At 43.7% G+C, this 19215-nt stretch carries 14 protein-coding genes; 1 reads left to right on the forward strand and 13 read right to left on the reverse strand.

The features are described 5' to 3' along the window. Positions 1-32 precede the first annotated feature (32 nt). The 13 genes from LKX84_RS03010 to LKX84_RS03070 form a co-directional block, all read right to left on the reverse strand. Positions 33-338, reverse strand: a complete 306-nt coding sequence (locus LKX84_RS03010) for a GNAT family N-acetyltransferase (protein WP_228235634.1) — start codon at positions 336-338, stop codon at positions 33-35. Further along, on the reverse strand, positions 335-553 hold the full coding sequence (locus tag LKX84_RS03015) for a (4Fe-4S)-binding protein (protein WP_228235635.1): 219 nt from the start codon (positions 551-553) through the stop codon (positions 335-337). Before LKX84_RS03015 ends, LKX84_RS03010 begins: the two co-directional genes overlap by 4 nt. 98 nt (positions 554-651) lie before the next feature. Further along, positions 652-1275: a YceI family protein gene (locus LKX84_RS03020; protein ID WP_228235636.1), complete on the reverse strand. Its 624-nt coding sequence runs from the start codon at positions 1273-1275 to the stop codon at positions 652-654. Between the two features lie 175 nt (positions 1276-1450). Beyond that, positions 1451-2137 carry a DUF2490 domain-containing protein gene (locus LKX84_RS03025; RefSeq protein ID WP_228235637.1) on the reverse strand — a complete coding sequence of 229 codons (687 nt, stop codon included), beginning with the start codon at positions 2135-2137 and terminating at the stop codon, positions 1451-1453. Further along, positions 2134-4059, reverse strand: coding sequence for a S9 family peptidase (locus LKX84_RS03030; RefSeq protein WP_228235638.1), 1926 nt, complete (start codon positions 4057-4059; stop codon positions 2134-2136). Before LKX84_RS03030 ends, LKX84_RS03025 begins: the two co-directional genes overlap by 4 nt. A gap of 65 nt (positions 4060-4124) precedes the next feature. Beyond that, complete coding sequence (locus tag LKX84_RS03035) at positions 4125-7409, reverse strand: amidohydrolase family protein (protein WP_228235639.1); 3285 nt, start codon at positions 7407-7409, stop codon at positions 4125-4127. Positions 7410-7522: 113 nt separating this feature from the next. After that, a complete protein-coding gene (locus LKX84_RS03040; protein WP_228235640.1) occupies positions 7523-8794 on the reverse strand; it encodes a metal-dependent hydrolase family protein in 1272 nt (423 codons plus the stop codon). Between the two features lie 10 nt (positions 8795-8804). After that, positions 8805-10229: an amidohydrolase family protein gene (locus LKX84_RS03045; protein WP_228235641.1), complete on the reverse strand. Its 1425-nt coding sequence runs from the start codon at positions 10227-10229 to the stop codon at positions 8805-8807. Further along, a complete protein-coding gene (locus LKX84_RS03050; protein WP_228235642.1) occupies positions 10229-10804 on the reverse strand; it encodes a YdeI/OmpD-associated family protein in 576 nt (191 codons plus the stop codon). Before LKX84_RS03050 ends, LKX84_RS03045 begins: the two co-directional genes overlap by 1 nt. A gap of 1 nt (position 10805) precedes the next feature. Then, positions 10806-12428: a M1 family metallopeptidase gene (locus tag LKX84_RS03055; RefSeq protein ID WP_228235643.1), complete on the reverse strand. Its 1623-nt coding sequence runs from the start codon at positions 12426-12428 to the stop codon at positions 10806-10808. A 3-nt stretch (positions 12429-12431) separates the two neighbouring features. Continuing rightward, positions 12432-13766, reverse strand: a complete 1335-nt coding sequence (locus tag LKX84_RS03060; protein ID WP_228235644.1) for a M28 family metallopeptidase — start codon at positions 13764-13766, stop codon at positions 12432-12434. Between the two features lie 104 nt (positions 13767-13870). Then, complete coding sequence (locus LKX84_RS03065) at positions 13871-15055, reverse strand: nuclear transport factor 2 family protein (protein ID WP_228235645.1); 1185 nt, start codon at positions 15053-15055, stop codon at positions 13871-13873. Next, complete coding sequence (locus LKX84_RS03070) at positions 15052-17262, reverse strand: bifunctional alpha,alpha-trehalose-phosphate synthase (UDP-forming)/trehalose-phosphatase (RefSeq protein WP_228235646.1); 2211 nt, start codon at positions 17260-17262, stop codon at positions 15052-15054. The genes LKX84_RS03065 and LKX84_RS03070 overlap by 4 nt, the downstream gene beginning before the upstream one ends. A gap of 102 nt (positions 17263-17364) precedes the next feature. Here LKX84_RS03070 and LKX84_RS03075 point away from each other — a divergent pair, with 102 nt between their 5' ends. After that, the gene (locus tag LKX84_RS03075) at positions 17365-19164 is read left to right on the forward strand and encodes a glycoside hydrolase family 15 protein (RefSeq protein WP_228235647.1); all 1800 of its coding nucleotides are present in this window, start codon (positions 17365-17367) and stop codon (positions 19162-19164) included. Positions 19165-19215 lie beyond the last annotated feature (51 nt).

Genomic DNA, 19215 nt, shown 5'->3' on the forward strand with positions numbered 1-19215 from the left:
GCTAGTTGGCTAAAGATATGAAAACTGAAAGGTTATGCAATGTTGATGCCCTTAAGAACCAATTCTTTCCATTCGGGATGGCGTTTGATGTACATGGCCACAAAGGGACAAAGGGGGATGAGGGTCCAGCCTTCTTTTTTGATGTGTTCCAAGGTCTGACGGATGAGTTCCGATCCTATACCCTTGCCCTCATAGGCCTGGGGTACCTCGGTATGGGTAAGGTAGATTTTTTCTTTTGCCTTGATGTATTCGATTTTGGCAATACCCTTTTCCAATACAAATTGAAACTGTTTGGCATCGATATTGTCTTCTAAAATATGATTGTGTTCGGTGCTCATGCTTTCAACTCATAATAGGTTAAAGCTCCTGAAGGACATTTTGAGATCTGTTCCTTTAATTCAGCGGTGGTGGCATTTTCCACGGTTATCCAGGGTCTTGCCTTAGGATTATAGACCTTGGGAAGCATTTTCACGCAGATGCCGGCATGTTGACAGAGTTCCGCTTTCCATACTACCGAGATTTCTCCGTTCGGATATTCCTTTATGTTTTCCATTTGATTCGAGATTGATATAGGTAAGATATGAAAAAAGGCTGCATCGATTGCAGCCTTTTGTCCTTGAGATATATGTTTCGCTGGAAGCACCAGATCGACTACATTTTTTTCAGGAATACGGTTGCATTGATGGCAACATCTTCCCAAGTCTTGCTCACGCCATCAGGTCCTGTGTGTAAAACCTCGCAGGCTTTGTTCAAAGAAGCAAGCGCATCCAATGCGTTCCAGTTTTTAAGGTCCATGGTCCCCGAGAAATTTACATGGCCATCATCAGAAATCACATAGGTCATGGGCAGGTCTGCGGTCATTCCGTTCATGGTCAATTTAACCGAACATTTTTGATTTGCATCAAAAGCGAAGGTCCCTTTTATGGATTGGGTTTCCATCATTTTGTCAAAGAAAAAATGGATGATCTTGGGGTCCCGGGTATTGGTGGTATCGTTCGTGAATAGACTGTTTACGGGAATCGTGAATTGCATGCCATTAATAGTTTCCATTGGGGTCTCGCCACCTTCGTAACTAAGTTCCACTTCTTTAAAAGTACCTCCAACCGGTTTCTTTTCAGTGGTTTTGTAGGCGGTAAAACGGACATTGGTAGAATCTTGTACGATACTGTAAGTTGCAACCGCTTCTTCAGTTTTTTGCTCTTCCTTGCTGGCTTGTTTGCAGCTAAAGGCCGTTACCATGAGTAGCGCCAAAGCTGCTACTTGTATTTTTTTCATTTTGAAATTTTTTAGGTTCAGTACTAAGGTACTTATTATTTGGGCAGGTATCAATCAAATAGGGGTCAATAACACAATTTTAGCAATATAAAGTTGGTGGGTGAAATAGTATTGCCAAACGCTGAATCCATAATGGATAGACCACTTTGGATTTTCCTTTTGCATTATATCGACTTCACTTTTTCTTGAACAACCCCCTCAAATCCGGATTAAAGAAAAAAGCCACCTGAAGCCTGTCATACACCGCATTGGCAAACTGGTTTCGCATGTATCCAATTTGAAGACTACTGTTTTCGGTGATGTTTACGCCAACTGCACCATACAACCTGTTTTGTCCAAAAAGGTCATCCTGGAGATTGATGAACAGTTCATCATAAAAATTGAGAAAGAAGGTGTCCGTTAGCGGCAGGGTCATCTGCAGTCGATATCGGGCCCTGTGTTGGGTGTCCGTTACGTCGCCTAAATCCAAAAAGCGTTGCTCCAAACGGTAGCGGTGCTCAAATAGAAATTCCCAGACTTTATTCTTTAGAATAAATTGCTCAAAAATCCGATGTTCCTTACTATCCACTTCCTCCGGAAATTCAAAAAAGGTATTATCGGTGCCGATATATCCATAACCCATCGTGGCAATCGCATCTGGATTGATGTGATAATTCAGTCCGGTACGTAGTAACAGTTGGTTAAAGTTAGAAGTGGTCTCATATAATCGAATTTGGGCTTCGGTATGGATACTGAACTTTTCAGAAACCTTGTTGGTCCCAAAATACATGTACCATGCGCCGAGCTTGTCCTCTCCCGGTTGCTGGGCCTTTGCAGCCAAGCAACCGAACAAGAACATAAAAACCATTATTTTTTTAATCATAAATTTCCATCTTTAATGGGTGTACCTTCCTCTCCTTCACCTTTGAGGTACACATCCAAAAATTCCAATATTTTACTGTAAGCGGTAATCTGGTTTTCTTTTTTCACAAACCCATGGCCTTCGTCTTCAAACAGTACGTATTCCACGGGAGCACCATTTTTGCGTACCCCTGCCACAATTTCGTCCGACTCGGCCTGAAGCACCCTTGGGTCTTGGGATCCTTGTAATACGATCAACGGCTTGGTCACCTTATCGGTATGAAATAAGGGTGAAATCTGCTTCAACCGAACGGAATCGGCACTATAGGGATCGCCCAATTCTTTATAAAGGGCATCCTTGAATGATTCCCACCAAGGCGGAATACTTTTCAAGGTCCTGATCCAGTTGGTGACCCCAAATAGGTTCACGCCTACATCAAATTCTTCTGGGGCATACGTAAGGGCGGCCATGGTCATGTAACCCCCGTAGGAACCACCAATGATCCCAATTTTTTCCCCATCGATGCCCGGTTGTTGTGCCAGCCAATTTTTGCCTTCCACACAATCCTTAAGGTCTTTGTCACCGTGGTTCAGGTCGTCCATTTGATAGAAAGATTTGCCATATCCACTACTGCCACGGTTGTTCACGGCCAATACCGCATACCCGTGGTTCACTAAATACTGGATAAAGGCACTGAAATTTTGGGTAGATTGGCCTCCCGGGCCTCCGTGTACCCAAACCAAGGCCGGCACTGGATTTTCAGTCGATGCTTGATGGGGTTTGTAATAAATGGCCGGAATTTCAAGTCCGTCAAAGGATTTGAAGCGAATCACTTCTGCCTTGACCAAATCCTGTGCTTGGATTTCAGGATTTAGTACATCGGTCAATTTCGTTTGTTCCTTGGTTTCCAAATTGTACACATACAAATTGGAAGGGGTAAAGGATCCCCCAGCATAAAATCGCATCATGGTTTCATCATCCGAAAAACTTACGCTGGTGATTTCCATGTTTTCCACAGTTGGCAAGTCAATGTTTTTTCCTGTGGCCACTTCCATGACCTCAATGGTGCTCTTAGCGTCTTCATTGATATAGGTAACCTGATAGGTTCCATTGTGGGTGAAATAGCTCCCGACGATGTCCCAGTCACGGGCCATGGCTTTTTCATGGGACCCGTCCTCCATTTTGTACTTCATCAAATAGGCAAACTCGCTGCCATCGTCCGTAGTGTAATAAAAAGCCGAACCATCATGGGAAAAATCTTGGCCACTATTGCCACTTTGGGTTTCGTTGATTTTGGTCAATTCCTTGGTTTCCAAATTATAAAGGAAGAGGTCGCTATCGTTAGTATTGATGGATTTGCTCAAGGAAACAAATTTTTTATCGGGTGAAATGGCGCTGACATCATACCCATCCTCATTTTGATAGACCAATTTAGGTTCCATGGTTCCCAAATCCATTTCGTAAAGATCCATAAAGCGTTTGTCCCTTTTGTTGGAACCGTAAAAGAAAGAGGCCCTGTCCTGTGACCATTGGTAAAACAGGGAGCGGGCACCTTCTTCAGGGGTAAGGTCTTTATGTGTGCCATCGGTTTCCATGACGAAAATGTGGAAAATCTCATCCCCGTTATTATCCATTCGGAAAAGCATCCTCTCATCCTTTGGAAAATAGGAAATGGAATACACGGAAGAACTATCCGATTGGGTTACTGGTACCATTTCACCTCCGGTAGATGGAATAGTGTACATGTTGTAGATGCCCGAGCGGTTGCTAGAGATCAACAACTTGCTTTTGTCAGGGGAAAAACTTCCACCACCAATAGCCTCATTGTCCATCATTTGGCCAATGGTATAGGTTTTCATGGTTTCCGCTATGGAAGGTGTTTTCTCCTCCTTTTTACAGCTCCATATCAGGGCTATGGCGGCAATGGCTATAATTTTTTTCATGTTTTGTTTATTTACATTGATGATATGTACACTTCCTAATTTATAGGAATCAAGGGTCTATGATATCAATTGTGGCCGATAAGGCATCCGCAACCGGGTGTTGTAAAGCTATGCGCTTCTTCATGCCAGGGGAATGCTGTATTGTATTTGTTGTTTTCCCACCAGAATTTGGTGCGTTTTGTTTCTGTATTTCCAATTTCGTCCATGGTTTCTGTATCAAATAAGCGGCCATTAACCATGGTGTATTTCACGGATTCCGAATTTCTAATATCTTCCAATGGATTTTTGTCCAACACAATAAGGTCTGCCAGTTTTCCCACCTTCAAGGAGCCGATGTCATTCCCGGCACCGATATATTTGGCTCCGTTAATGGTTGCGGCATGCAGGGCTTCCATATTCGTCATCCCGCCTTGCTGCAACATCCAAAGTTCCCAATGCGCACCAAGTCCCTGAAGCTGTCCATGGGCTCCCAAATTTACTTTCACCCCTTCGTGAGCTAGATTGGTTACCGTTTTGGAAACAAGGATATGGCCGTTTTCATATTCCTCATCAGGCACCATGGTACGGAACCTTGCACGGGAATCGATGATTTCCCTTGGGGTATATTTCAACAATTTTTCATTTTCCCAAACATTGTCTTTTTGGTAGAAGTAGTATTCTCCACTGGGCCCTCCATAGTTAACAATAAGGGTAGGGGTATAGCCCGAATTACTGGTTTTCCAAAGCTCGGTCACATCTTTATAAACGGGGGCTACTGGAATGTTGTGTTCCACTCCTGTGTGTCCGTCCATGACCATGGACATGTTGGTGTAAAAGGTTGAACCACCTTCCGGTACCACATTGATACCCAATTCCCTTGCTGCTTGCACGATCTGTTGCCGTTGCTCCCTTCGGGGTTGGTTGTAACTTTTTACGGAATGGGCTCCAAATGCCTTGGTTCTACGGATGGCAGATCGAGCATCGTCCAAATTATTGATCACGGCCTTAAAATCCCCATCGGCACCATAAAGGATAATACCTGTGGAATACAATCTAGGACCGATCATGTCACCATTTTTGATGAGTTCGGACATGGCAAAAATAGATTCCGTATTGGCAGATGGATCGTGTGAAGTAGTGACCCCAAAGGCCAAATTTGCATAGAGTTGCCAATGTTTCTGGGTGGTCAATCCATATCTAAAACCTCCCACGTGGGCATGGGCATCCACTATGCCAGGCATGATGGTCTTGCCGGCAACATCGTACACTTTTGCGTTGGAAGGTACATTGATTTCATCCGATTTACCCAAATATTCAATACGGTTTTCATTGACGACAATGGTACCGTTCTCAATGACCTCGTCACCTTCCATGGTGATGATTCGGGCATTGGTGAAGGCAATCCTTCCCGAAGGTTTGTAGGTTTTGGATACCAACCCCACCTTGATGCCGACACTGTCCATTTTGGCCACTTTTTCTGGGGAACCGGGCAAAAAGGTGAACCTGTCCTTAATGTCGTTTTGAAAATAATCCTCTCCCAAAGTCCAAAAAATCTTCTGGCTATCGCTGGACCAATGCAGGTTGATACCGGCATCTTTGGAAATTTGCGAAACAGGAACCGCTTTGGAATTGTTATCAAGGTCTACCTCCTGACCATTGAGCACCAAAGGTGCAATGTAGGCCTTGTGTAAAATGGTGAAGGCAATCCAGTTGTTGTCTGGGCTGGGGACCAATCGGTTGGCGTATTTGGATTTGATATGGGTTCTTTCATCTTTCCCATTCAAATCAACGGATTTCAGCGATTTGGTCAGGTTCCCAAAATAGGTACCTCCCGTTTGGTAGAAAATACGTTTACCATCTTTGGTGTAAACGGGATATTCCCCATCCTCCAGTATCCACTTGGCATTTGTGCCATCGGCATTCATGGTATAGATTCCCGATTTATTGGTAAAAACTCGGCCTTGGTCATTGTTGCCTGATTCTTTTTGATAGGCAATTGTCTTTCCGTCAGGACTAAAGGAAGGAGTTCTGTAAATGCCTTTCTCTGCTGTGAGTTTGGTCATCGTTCCACCAGAAACTGGAATTTTATAAATAGCTCCCAAGTTTTCATCGTTCCAGGTAACAAAGGCAATCGTATTTCCATCAGGTGAAAAGGCAGGTTCAAACTCAAAATCTTCCCCTTTGGTCAAACGGGTAGGTTTTCCATTGGGCAATTTCTTTGCCCAAATGTGCCCCAACGCATTAAAAACCAACGTTTTTTGGTCAGGAGAGGTAACCGCATGCCGAATCACTTTGGCTGTAAATTGGTCAGGTGCCGCTAGTGAATTCACATGCAGGGTTTCCGCAATTTGAATCTTGGCATCGACAGTATATGGGATATTGGTTACTGCCAACGAGTTAATGTCGATTTTGAAGATCTTACCTTTGTTCCAAAAAACGATTTCCTGGTCATTGGGCATCCAACTAAAGTTGGGGTACACCCCAAAAATAGCCCAAGCCTCTTGCTGGTCTTTGCTTAAATCATCAAAAAGGGGCCACTCTTCACCTGTTTCCAAATTGTGAAGAAAGAGAACCGTTTTGGTTCGGACGCGTTTTATAAAAGCAAGGGTTTTGCCATCGTGTGAAATTTGTGGCCTTGCAGCACCTCCTGGACCTCCAGTAACGGTAGTGGTTTCTCCTGTTTCAAAATCATATCTTTTGATGACATAAATCTGTGAGTTGGGGTCTTTGTTGTACTGAAAATAGCCTCCTGGATACACATCTTCACTGTAATACAAATATTTGCCGTCCAGGGAAATTACGGGTTCGTTCACATCTTGCTGGTCGTTCTTTCTTTTGGTCAATTGTATCCCTGAACCTCCCGTGATGTGGTACTGCCAAATTTCCCCGGCACCTAGTGAACGTCCTGAGGTAAAGTGTTTTCGGGCCACCAAGTAGTTGCCATCGGGTAACCAGTAGGAATTGTTCAATAACCTAAAATTCTCTTCGGTAACTTGTTTGGCATTGGAACCATCGGCATCCATCACCCAAATATTGTCCCCGCCGCCAGCATCGCTGGTAAAAGCAATTTTTTTGCCATCGGGACTAAAATGGGGTTGCACCTCAAAAGGAATCCCGGTTCGCAAGGCCTTTGCTTTTCCTCCGGTTATAGGCATAGAATAGATATCACCCAAAAGGTCGAATACAATCGTTTTTCCATCTGGACTTACATCCAGGTTCATCCATGTACCCTCATCTGTGGTAAATTGATGTTCCTTAAAGTTAAATTCACCCTCGGGATTAGCAACATCCCACTTGGTATCATCCTTTTTATCTTGGGAAAAAAGTGAAGTCGATGCCATAAGCACCAACAGGAAAAGAGGCTTTTTCATTTTTGGTCGTTAATTAGTCGCTTAAAGATACCAAAAAGCCTAGCCTGATTTCTTAAAAAGATGTTAATGGATTTACTTCGATGAGTTGAAGCGAATAGGTAAAATCCACTTTATCAATCATTTTTATAGATGACCCCATCCTTCATCACAAACCGGACCTTTTCCATTTGCTTTATATTTTGGGAGGGGTCGCCTTCCACGGCAATGATATCGGCCAAAAAGCCATTTTGAAGAGTCCCTAATCCTTCCAAATGCAAAACCCTTGCATTTACGGAAGTAGCCGCCTGTAATACCTTAATGGGCTCCATTCCGTACTCGACCATAAGTTCCATTTCCCTGTAATTTTCGCCATGTGGAAAGACCCCCACGTCGCCTCCAAAGACAATGTCCACACCGGATTCCAGTGCCAGTTTAAAAGATTTTTTCTTTTGAATGATGCGGTCCGTGTCAGGTTCGGTGCCTTTTTTCCAACCTTTATACTGTTCCGTGGCATCACCTGCCGCCAGGGTAGGGCAGAGAGCTACGTTTTTTTCTTTCATCAGGGCAAAGATTTCTGCGGTACCACCATCACCGTGTTCAATGGTTTCCACGCCACCCATTATGGCACGTCGCATGCCTTCAACTGTCCCGGCATGGGCCACTACATAACGACCTGCCGTGGTTGCCGTGGCTACCATGGCATCAATTTCTTCTTGCAGAAAAGTAGGTTGGGAGGGTTCACCTTTTCCCCAGCGATAATCGACATATATTTTAATAAGATTGGCGCCATTGCCCATTTGAGTGCGGACCTCCTTGATCGCTTCGTCCCTTCCACTCACAGGAACTGCACCAAGGGGTACCGTTACCCCATCATGAAACCCTTTTGGCCCATAGGCCCCAGTCGCCACAATGGCGGGTCCGGCAACCAACAATCGCGGACCGGGAATGATGCCGTCATCTATGGTTTTCTTAAGATAGACATCGGTATACCCAGCACCTTCGGAACCCAAGTCGCGCATAGTAGTGACCCCGGCCATCAACGAATTTTTGGCATGGACCACTCCGCGAATGGCCCTTTCGGTCGGGGATTCCTTCAATACCTGATCGTTCCATTCGGTTTCATTGTAGGGGTGCAAAAGGACATGGGAATGGCCCTCAATGATTCCTGGCATTAAAGTGGTCCCATCCAAATTGATTCTTGTATAAGAATTGGCACGTTTTAACCCATTTTCTGGCCCTGAATACACAATTTTGTTTTCCACTACGGCCACTACCCAATCTGAATGCATCCCTTCCCCATCAAATACCCGATCCGGGACCAATAAGGTCTGTGCCTGTATTGATGTGGTCATCCAAAGTAGCAGTAGTAGGAGGCAGGTGCGGATTGAAAGAAATTTGTTCATCATGGTACTTGTTTTATGGCATTACGGCTTCATCCAAAAGGGTGTTCAATTGCTCTTTGGAAAACACTTGTGTCCCTTTGATGACAGAATATATGTGTTGGGTATTTTCGATATTTTCCAACGGATTGGCATCCAAAATCACCAAATCGGATACTTTTCCTTCTGAAATGCTCCCGTATCTATCGGTTTGCCCTAAAAATTTGGCTCCATTATGGGCTGAGGTCCGAAGTGCCTCCAAAGGAGAAATACCATTTTCAACCATCGCCTGCAGTTCCCCATGCAATGAAATTCCTGGGTAGGTATAGGAATTGAAGGCTCCACTATCCGATCCGGCCAAAAGTTGTACTCCTGCATCATTTAACGACTTGGCCAAATGCCCAAAGAAGGTATCCAGCTCTTTTCTACTTTTTCTAGCCTCTTCGGAAGCAGTTAAAGCGCCACGGATACGACCTTCATAGGTTTTGATAAGTCCTTTTCCCATGAATTTTAAATAAAGGTCATTGCTGTGACCCACTTCATCCAAATAGCTCAAAGTCTTGCCAATATGAAGGGTCGGCACTACAAAGACATTGTTGTCTATTAAGGTTTTGAAGGTGGCTTGGGCCGTACTGTCCGAGTATGCGCCCATCAAAGCTGGCATGGCTCCCCAAAAGCCCATTTCACCACTTTTCAATTTTTCGGTTATCTCCGTTTCGTTGCTGGCGCAGCCTTTCATGATGTAGTATAGGTGTTCAATGCCGTCCATTCCGGCAGCAACAGTTTCATCCAAAGTGACCGTAAAAGGCATATGTCCCGATACGGTAAACCCTCTTTTTTTTGCCTCTTGGATGGATTTCAGATAATTTTCCCCAGAAATTCGGCTATCGTAGATTTTTACAAAATCGACCTTAAGTTTCTCCAAGGAATCAAACGCGTGAACGATATCCTCATCGGTTTCCACTTCCAAGGAACCTGCCCAAGTGGAATTGGGACCATCAATTTTAGGTCCGGCCGTAAAAATGGTGGGACCTACCAATTTCTCGTCAGCAATTTGTTGTTTCCAGTCCATGACCGAATGGGTCAAGTCCCCACCGGCATCCCGCACGGTGGTGATCCCATTGGTAATGAAGAGTTTCAGGAAATTCTTGTTGTTGGCAATCAAGGAATCGCCGCCCCTTAAATGGATGTGGTTGTCCCAAAAGCCGGGCAATACATATTTTCCAGAGGCATCGACGGTGGTATCGGCTGCAAAATCACTTTTGGCACCAGCTTCCAATATGGCCTGTATCTTTCCTTCGGAAAGGTATAGGTCTTTTGGGGCAATGTCCCCAGTTTCAAGGTCGATGACATTTGCATTGGTTATGGCAATATCTGCATGGTGTTTTGCTGTTTTAGTCTGACATGAGGCCAAAAAGATCAGCACTAAACTAAATAGCCAAAATTTTATATTTTCTTTCATTACCACGTATTTCTGGATTTAATGTTTTGCTCCGATAGGGAGATGATTTCTTCGATTCTTTTTTGACGGGTATCTTCCCGTTTGGCTTGGTTCAACCAATACAGGTAACTTTTTCGTTGTCCGCGGGTAAACCCTTGAAAGTTCTGATAGGCTTTCTTGTTCTTTTTGAAAGCCTTTTGAAGATCTTCGGGGACCACACCATTTTCAACATCGTCAAGCACGGACCATGACCCATTTTCCTTCGCCAATTGAATGGCATCCAGACCACTTTGGTGCATGAGTTCTTCTGCCATCAATTCCTCTATGTGGTCTTTATTGACCTTGCTCCAGGTGCTTTTGGGCTTTCTGGGACAGAAATACTGACGTCGTTTTCCATCGCCCAAACTTTTTACGGTGCTATCGATCCAACCGTAACACAATGCCACTCGTACTGCTTCTTCCCAACGCATACTATCCATATGATGATCCACTGCATAAAAGATGAGGTGTATTCCATCCGTCGTTTGATGGTTTTCATGCAACCATTCGCGCCATTCGGCATCGGAAGAAAAGTAATGCTCGTTCAGTTCGTCCAAATCAACGTTTTTCGGTGTCTATGTAAAAGTTCTTATCGATGACCAATTCAGAACCTTCCAATTTCTCTGTTTTCCATTCGGCATTAGGAAAGATCCAATGTTCTTTATCTTCCACAAAAACGCGAATGGGCATATCAAAATCTTCCACAATGTTGGTATATCGATACGTCATTTCATCACCTTCGATTTTGTATTCCAACTTTGGAACCATGGTGGTGCGCAAGTATTGGTTGAAAAATGCCGAAAGGTCCTTGTCGCTTTTTTCGCTCAAATAATTTTCAATCTGAGCAGAAGTAACGGTTTGATGGTAAAAATCTGCATTCAGTCCGCGTAGCATCCGTCTCCAAAGTTCATCATCCTCAACCAATTGTCGAAGGGTATGCAGGATATTGGCGCCTTTGTAGTACATGTCACCTGAGCCACTGGTGTTGACATCGTATGGCCCAATAATAGGTTTATCGTTACGAATATTCGCCCGCGTACCGATCACATATTCTGCGGACGCCTTAGTGCCAAAATGATAATCAAGGTACAGATTTTCGGAATAGGCCGTAAAGCCTTCGTGTACCCACATATCAGCAATGTCTTTGTAGGTAATGTTGTTGGCAAACCACTCATGACCCGATTCGTGGATGATGATGAAATCGAACAGCAATCCCCATCCTGTTCCGGAAAGGTCGCGACCCAAATACCCGTTTGCATATTTGTTGCCATAGGTAACGGAGCTTTGGTGTTCCATGCCCAGATAGGGCACTTCTACCAGTTTAAAACCGTCTTCATAAAAAGGGTAGGGGCCGAACCAATGTTCAAAGGCACGCAGCATCATATCGGCCTGGGTGAATTGCATCTTGGCTTTTTCCAAATTCTCGGGCAGCACATAAAAATCCATGTCCAATAGACCTTTTTCTCCTTGGTAGATTTCATGGAAATGCGCATAACGGGCAATGTTCACATTTACGCCATAGTTGTTGATGGGATTGTCCACAAACCAATGATAGGTCTTGTAATCCCCATTTTCTTCCACCCGTTCCAAACGACCGTTTGATACATCCATCAGATCTTTTGGAACGGTGACACTGATACGCATACTGTCCACTTCGTCATACATATGATCTTTATTGGGCCACCATACACTGGCCCCCAATCCTTGGCAAGATGTGGCCACAAACGGTTGTCCGTTAGCATCCTCTTTCCATGAAAAACCACCATCCCATGGGGCGCGAACCGCTTCCTTTGGGTGACCGGAATATTCAATCTTGATTTCATTGAAATCACCAGGAACTTGCTTTTTCTTTAGGTGAATGAAATGTGCATTTCCTTCTGAAGTAAACTTCAATTTTTTGCCTTCTTGGGTGATGGTCGAAATTTTCATCGGTTCCTGAAGATCAATCTGAAGCACATTGGAAGCTTTCAACACTTTATACCGAACCACGTTATGGCCCGAAAGGAACTTTTCACTGGGATCAACCTTAACGTTCAAATCGTAATAGTGTAGGTCCCACCATTCCCGCTCAGGGGTAATGCTGCCCCGAAGGGTATCCTGTCTTGTGAAATTTTGGGCGGAGCCCGAGTAATGGGCCACCACTAGAATGCTGATGGCGATGAGATATTTGCTGAATTTCATGTTTTATCTAAATATTTTATTTGGGAAAACCACTGGACTTTCGTGTCCGTCCTTGCCAATTGCCGCAACCCCGAAGAAGGAGTTATCCAACACAATGCCCTTCAAAACAAATTCGGTCACATTACCCACAAATCGGGCATTGTCCCAAGTTGGGGAAGTGGTATCTCGCCAATAAATTTTATAACCAACGGCACCGTCTACCTTGCTCCAACGCAATTTGGCATTGGGCTCTACGATTCCGCCTATTTCCACCGTGGTAGGTGCGGCAGGGGCCCAAGCAATGGAGGCCAAATTGATGGCGTTTACCGCAGTCAGTTTTTTGGCATATCCAAAGTTTACGTGCTCCAACTTGTCGCCATATGCGATGCCGTCTTCCACACGGATATCCTGATGTTGCTGGGTGTAATTTTCATGGGCTTCCATGATTCGAATACCCGCAAAACCTGCATCATTAAAAGGTCTGTGGTGACCTCCACGACCAAAACGATCCAATCGGTAGACCATCATTGGGTTCATCTCGGGCATGTATGTTTTGGTAGTGGTGTAAACATATCGAGCCAATTGACGCGAAATGCCATCTACTTCACCACCATAAAAACGGCGGGCATTTCGTTCTTGTTCGGTTTCAGTAGGAGGTACGGGTTCTGAAAAAATGCGAAAATCGACATTGCTCACCACGCCATCAACTCCTGTAATGTTTCCAATCATATCGTTGTTGAGGATGCCCACAACGTCCCATCCTTTTTCCTTGGCATATTCGGCCAATCCTTTTCCGCCGTAAAGACCCTGCTCCTCTCCGGAAAGGCCAACATAAATGATGCTGCTTTCAAATTTATATTTGGAAAGTACTCTTGCAGCCTCAATAGTTCCGGCCATACCACTGGCATTGTCATTGGCACCGGGAGAATCGGAAGTGAAATTGGCCGGATCACTGACCCTGGAATCAATGTCTCCACTCATGATGATGTAGCGGTTGGGATATTTGGTCCCTTTCTGTACCGCAACCACGTTCACTACCCAAACATCATGTACAATTCGGGCATTGTCACCTTTGGGTACCAAGTTTTTTTGGTAGAACACATCCAAACAGTCACTACATTCGGATGAGATTTTCTCAAATTCCGATTTGATCCATCGACGGGCAGCACCAATCCCACGAGTTTTAGAAATAGTATCGCTCAAAGTATGTCTGGTGCCGAAATTCACCAAGGTGGTCACATCTTTTTCAATCCGTTCCGCCGAAACATTGTTGATGATGTCATAAATACGAAGGTCGGTTTGGGAATAAAGCATCGGGATGCTCAGAAGAGCAACCAAAAGCATGGAAAACTTTTTCATTTTAGTAAGGTTTTGTTTCTTAAATGCCCAATGGATAAAGGAGCATAATTTCTTATGATTAATTGAGGTTTAGTTTTGATCCGTTGAAAGTAGAAAAAAAGGGATCAACGTAAAAATGTAACTTTTACAATTTTGCCATTTGCTACTTCATAAATAGCCACAGCAGAGAATGTGGAGCCATTTGCGGTCACCGATTCCTCGTCAATAACCTTGTTCCCGATCACGATCCTATTTTTAATGGAGCAATGCAGATCAGGGGTATTTTCAAAGAAACTTCCATATTGACTTTCCATAGCGGTTTTGCCTTCAGACAAAAGCTGGTTAGGAAAAGTATACAATTTTACATTTTCCGAATAGGTGTCCAAAAAAGCATCAATGTCCCTGGCATTATAGGCATCCAGTTGTTTTTGGACAATTTTGGACGGCGAATCTTCAGCTACGAAGGCCAATCGTGTTTTACTTGAATTAACGGCAATCCGGGAGATTTTGTTGATTTCCTCTTGATCAAAAGTTATCAAGGGTTTCCAATCCACACCATTTTTGATGTTAAAAGTCAAAAGTGATTTTTCATGACCCGTGATAAGGGTGTTTTCATTCAACCAGCTGATATCTTCCTCATTTTCATAGGTTTTTCCAATGATGCTCGTGGCGCCAGAAACCGGGTCCATGGATTTGATTTCCCATTGTTTCTTGCTTTTGTCAATATAGCTGACAAGATCGGTGCCCGGAATTTTATGTAACGATCGCCCCACATTTTTTTGAACGATGCGATGCTTTTTATCCTTCATATTGATGACGGCCAAATCCATTCGATTTTCAACCAAAACCGTGGCCACCAAAAGATCTTTGTTTATCCAAACGTGATACCCAATCTTTAGATTGGTGATTGGGGTGGAGTCGCCAGTTTTCAGGTCGTATTCATACAATCGTTGAAGTCCATCCAAATCCAATCGAATGGCAGAAAAGGAATTTTTACCAGGAATTTTCAATGGGGAATATTCACTGCCCGTTGGGGTGTTGGTCAACCATTTGTAAGTACTTCCTTCATTAATGTTCAATCTTTTTACATCGGTTTGGTCGTCTCTTGTCGAAGCGAACAAAACCGTATCGTCATCCCAAAAAGAAGGTTGGTTGTCATATCCGTCATTATTGGAAATGTTCTTTGGGTTGGACAGAAAAATGGCCGAATTACTAAAGGATAGGTCAAAAAGATAAATTTCGGTATTGGGTTGGGCGCATAATTGGCCTAAACCTAATAGGATTGCTGAAATGAAAATTCTGGAGGTCATGGTTTGGCAAACCGTGTTAAAAGTTCCCGTACTCTTCTTGTATTTTCCACATGGTATCTGGCGTGGGTCTTTTTCAGCCCTACCTTAACCGTTACCGCGGATTCGGGCAATTCTTGGAACATAAATTCATCCGTCCAATCGTCCCCAATGGCAAAGACAAAATCATATTCATCTTCACTCAGCATCCGAGTAGCGGCACGACCCTTGTTCACATTGCTGCTCTTGATTTCCAACACCTTATTGCCATTTAAAACACTAATGTCGTCATTTCCGATCAAACTTCTGAGTACCGTATTAAGCTCGGTGGCCCGCTTTTCACCAAAATCTGGATCAGTGTTCCGATAATGCCAAGCAAGCGAATAGTTTTTCTCTTCAATAAAGGATCCCGGGGTCCGGTCCACAAAAGATTCCAGAACGGGTCTGATCTTGGCCATCCATTCGCCTTTTACCTGTTCCAGCATCTTAAATTCGTGACCTTCTTTGGAAATCCAAACCCCGTGTTCCACGATCATGTTGTATTTTTTGGGAAGAAACCACCGCCCAAAGGTTTGCTTGTCCCTACCACTAATCAGGAACAGGGTAGTATTTTCTTGATTTTGAAGACTATCCAACAACTCGTACAGATCTTCATCAGGGGAAGCTTTTTGGGGATCCTTGTGAAATCCGACCAAGGTTCCGTCATAATCCAAGAACAGTAATCGTTTTTTAGATTTAGCATAGTCCTGACCAATAGTATTCAAGATATCCGTTGACATTTTTTGGGAAACAAACGCTTTCCCGGTATCCCTTTTTTCGTTCAAGGCGCTCATGAATTCCTTGGCCCAGACTTCCACATTGTAGCGCTCCAATCTATTTTGAAGAAACTCGTTTCGGGAAACTTGCTCTTCCACAGGCATATTAATAGCTCTTTTTAAAGTGTCTGCCTGTTCCTCAAAATTGTTTGGGTTGATCAATAGGGCTTCGTTCATTTCATATGCAGAACCGGCCATTTCACTCAAGATCAAGACTCCGGTTTTATCGGTTCTCGTGGCGATATATTCTTTGGCAACCAGGTTCATACCATCCCGAAGCGGGGTCAACCAAGCTATGTCGCTGCTGGTGTAAAGGTCGATCAGGCTTTCAAATGGAAGTGAACGATAAAAGTACCAGATAGGAGTCCAATTAACTGTGGAAAGCTCTCCATTTATACGACCCACCAACTCATCGATTTCCTTTTTGAGCAATTGGTACTGGGGCACGTTGGAACGGGAAGGAACGGCCAAAATAATCAACCTGACCTTTTCCTTGTACTCCGGATATTTGTTCAAGAAATATTCAAAGGCGTTTAAGCGCTTTGCAATTCCCTTGCTATAATCCAATCGGTCTATGGAAAGAATGAGTTTGGTGTCCGGTGCAGAGGCTTTGTGACTATCCAACCGCATTTGCAGGTCACTGCGTTCACTTTCCCTTTTTGAAGAATGCAGGATGGCCGCATCCTTGAATTTTTTATAATCGATACCCATGGGGAAGGAATCCACTTTGATTACCCGGTTATCTTGATAAATTTCATTGAAACTGACATCAAGGCCCAAAAGTCTTCGGACCGAGCTTAAAAAATGTCGTTCGTAATCATACGTATGGAACCCGATCAAATCGGAACCCAACAAACCTTCCAATACTTCTTCCCGCCAAGGTAGCGTTCTAAAGATTTCATAGGAAGGGAAGGGGATATGTAAAAAGAAGCCAATAGTGGTGTCAGGTCTTTTTTCCCGGACCATTTGCGGAACCAACATCAATTGGTAATCGTGGACCCAAATGGTATCGTCTTCATTTGATTTTTCAATAATGGCATCCGCGAATTTTTGGTTCACGGCTTTGTAGGTGTTCCAAAAATCGAGTTCAAATTCGGAATATTCCAAAAAATAATGGAAAAGGGGCCAAACCGTCCTGTTGCTAAATCCGAAGTAAAAACCGTCGATTTCTTCTGCATTGAGGTTGACCTTTGCACAGCCGTTTTCGGCCAATGCCTTGTCGATATCGTCTTCGAGTTCGGGAGGGGTTTCTTCATCGGTGAGCCCCGACCAACCTATCCAGAGGCCATCACTTCCACTGTGAACAGATTTCATTCCGGTGGCCAAACCTCCTACACTTGGAATTGCATTGATGGTTCCATTGCTAATTTGTAATTGTACGGGTAGTCGATTTGAAATAATGATAGTTTTGCCCATAAAAGGATGGTTTTGCCTGCTTTTCGTTTTTAGTTTCTTTAAATTTCGGGAAATTCAACCGTTTAACCAATTTGTTCTAACCCTTTTGAGAATATTTAGCCTATGGATAACTTGAATTATGGAATTATCGGCAACTGCAGGAGTGCGGCATTGATCTCCAAGGAAGGTTCCTTGGATTGGTGCTGTTTGCCTGAATTTGATTCAACTTCAGTGTTCGCCAAATTGCTGGACGAGCAAAAAGGGGGCAGTTTTGAGATACTTCCAAAAGGAAACTATACCGTGGACCAATACTATCATAAGGACACCGCTATTTTGATAACGCGGTTTGCCAATGGTGACGATGTTTTTGAGGTACATGATTTTATGCCGAGACATCATAAAATGAACGGCAAGTATTTGGCACCGCCTGAGATCATCCGGTTTGTGAAGTATATTTCAGGTTGTCCCAAATTTTCGGTGAAGTACGATCCCAAATTGGAATATGCCATGGGGGAGACCAAACACTTCATCAAAAGTGATTTTATTGCCAGTATTACCCATGAACAGAAGTACGACACCCTTTTTCTGTACACCTCTTTCGAAAAAGGCAAAGTATTGGAAGGAAAGGAAATCAATCTAACAGAAGATGGATACTTCCTTATTTGCTATCATGAGAAAATCCTGAAACCGACCACGGAAAAAATGGCCTTGGAGTTGGAAAGGACCAAGGTATATTGGTTGGATTGGGTGGACAAGACCCCGACCTATAAAAAGTTTAACGACCAGATTGTGAGGAGTGCCATTACCCTTAAAATGCTCACGTATGATAAAACAGGTGCCGTGTTGGCGGCAGCAACCACATCCCTGCCTGAAACTATTGGGGAGGTTCGTAATTGGGATTACCGTTTCTGTTGGATTCGGGATGCTTCCATGGTGATTAAGGTAGTATCGGAACTTGGACACAAGAATTCCGCCAAGCGCTTTCTTCAATTCATTATTGACCTGATGCCCGATAAGGATGAGAAGTTGCAGATCATGTACGGCATCAACAAAGAAAAAAACCTGACCGAGATTTCGTTGGATCATTTGGCAGGATATAAGGGATCTAAACCGGTTAGAATTGGGAATGCGGCCTACATGCAAAAGCAGAACGACATCTATGGTATTCTGATGGATGTGATCTACGAACAGATTCGCTCTTTTAGTAACGACATTGAAAATGTGGAAGAACTGTGGAGCATCACCAAAGGGATCGTTTGGATTGTTAGCAACCACTGGCAAGAACCTGACAAGGGTATTTGGGAGTTTAGGGGAGAAGATAGGCATTTTACCTTTTCCAAAGTTTTATGCTGGGTGGCCTTGGACCGGGCTATTAAAGTGGCCAAGATGTTTAGGAAGACGCACAAGATTGAAAAATGGACAGCCTTGGAACAACAGATCAAGGAAGACATCCACAAGAATGCCTGGAACCCTGATATCAATGCCTTTGTACAATCCTACGGTTCCCGTCATTTGGATGCTTCGGTGCTGTTGATGGAATCTTACGGGTTCATCCATGCAAGAGATCCCAAATTTGTCAATACTGTAAAGGCAATAGAGGAAGGTCTGAGCAATGATGGCCTTTTATATCGATACAAGAACGAGGATGACTTTGGATTGCCTTCATCTTCCTTTACCATTTGTACGTTTTGGTTCATCAATAGTTTGTTCAAAATTGGGGAAGAAGAGAAAGCCTTGGAGCAGTTTGAGCGGTTATTGAGCTACAGCAACCATTTGGGATTGTTCAGTGAGGATATCGATTTTAAGACGAAAAGATTGTTGGGGAACATGCCCCAAGCCTATTCCCATTTGGCATTGATCGAATGTGCCATCAATTTTTCCCGTAAAGAAAGTGATGAACGGATTTTGGAGTCCATTAGTTAAATAAAAAACGCCCCAATTTGAGGCGTTTTTCAAATCCTATGGGTTTTCATC

The organism is Allomuricauda sp. M10, from assembly GCF_020782875.1.
Taxonomy (GTDB): Bacteria; Bacteroidota; Bacteroidia; order Flavobacteriales; family Flavobacteriaceae; genus Flagellimonas.

What these genes read in the sequence shown, in the direction of transcription:
- LKX84_RS03010 (WP_228235634.1), bottom strand. Translation starts at nt 338, where the DNA reads ATGAGCACCGAACACAATCATATTTTAGAAGACAATATCGATGCCAAA.
- LKX84_RS03015 (WP_228235635.1), bottom strand. Translation starts at nt 553, where the DNA reads ATGGAAAACATAAAGGAATATCCGAACGGAGAAATCTCGGTAGTATGG.
- LKX84_RS03020 (WP_228235636.1), bottom strand. Translation starts at nt 1,275, where the DNA reads ATGAAAAAAATACAAGTAGCAGCTTTGGCGCTACTCATGGTAACGGCC.
- LKX84_RS03025 (WP_228235637.1), bottom strand. Translation starts at nt 2,137, where the DNA reads ATGATTAAAAAAATAATGGTTTTTATGTTCTTGTTCGGTTGCTTGGCT.
- LKX84_RS03030 (WP_228235638.1), bottom strand. Translation starts at nt 4,059, where the DNA reads ATGAAAAAAATTATAGCCATTGCCGCCATAGCCCTGATATGGAGCTGT.
- LKX84_RS03035 (WP_228235639.1), bottom strand. Translation starts at nt 7,409, where the DNA reads ATGAAAAAGCCTCTTTTCCTGTTGGTGCTTATGGCATCGACTTCACTT.
- LKX84_RS03040 (WP_228235640.1), bottom strand. Translation starts at nt 8,794, where the DNA reads ATGATGAACAAATTTCTTTCAATCCGCACCTGCCTCCTACTACTGCTA.
- LKX84_RS03045 (WP_228235641.1), bottom strand. Translation starts at nt 10,229, where the DNA reads ATGAAAGAAAATATAAAATTTTGGCTATTTAGTTTAGTGCTGATCTTT.
- LKX84_RS03055 (WP_228235643.1), bottom strand. Translation starts at nt 12,428, where the DNA reads ATGAAATTCAGCAAATATCTCATCGCCATCAGCATTCTAGTGGTGGCC.
- LKX84_RS03060 (WP_228235644.1), bottom strand. Translation starts at nt 13,766, where the DNA reads ATGAAAAAGTTTTCCATGCTTTTGGTTGCTCTTCTGAGCATCCCGATG.
- LKX84_RS03065 (WP_228235645.1), bottom strand. Translation starts at nt 15,055, where the DNA reads ATGACCTCCAGAATTTTCATTTCAGCAATCCTATTAGGTTTAGGCCAA.
- LKX84_RS03070 (WP_228235646.1), bottom strand. Translation starts at nt 17,262, where the DNA reads ATGGGCAAAACTATCATTATTTCAAATCGACTACCCGTACAATTACAA.
- LKX84_RS03075 (WP_228235647.1), top strand. Translation starts at nt 17,365, where the DNA reads ATGGATAACTTGAATTATGGAATTATCGGCAACTGCAGGAGTGCGGCA.